Source organism: Streptococcus sp. HMSC077D04, from assembly GCF_001808785.1.
In the GTDB taxonomy this organism is placed as follows: domain Bacteria; phylum Bacillota; class Bacilli; order Lactobacillales; family Streptococcaceae; genus Streptococcus; species Streptococcus mitis_BX.
The window spans coordinates 1-274 of the sequence record NZ_KV794494.1 but is presented as its reverse complement, the minus strand read 5'-3'; the positions used below and the strand labels follow the sequence as shown (position 1 = coordinate 274).

At 37.2% G+C, this 274-nt stretch carries 1 protein-coding gene; it reads right to left on the bottom strand.

From position 1 onward, the window contains the following. On the bottom strand, window positions 1–274 hold a 274-nt coding region (locus HMPREF2701_RS01585; protein ID WP_148130500.1), incomplete at both ends, for a MucBP domain-containing protein.

Here is a 274-nt window from a genome sequence, read left to right as displayed (position 1 = left end):
CTTGTCCTGCTTTTTCGTAAACGTAAGTTACTTCAGTTTTACCTTCTACTACGTCTCCGTTTTCTGGTTTAGAGTCATCTTTAACAGCTTTCTCTGTTAAGTAGTAAACAGTTCCGTCTTTTTCGATTTTCTCTGGTTTATTGTCAGTTGTGTCGTATTTAGCGTTTAGAGAAGCACCTTTAGTATCTTCTTTGTCTTCTGCGATTACGTTACCTTCTGTATCGACGTAGTGAACGACTACATCACCAGTAACTTCTTTATAAACGTATGTTAC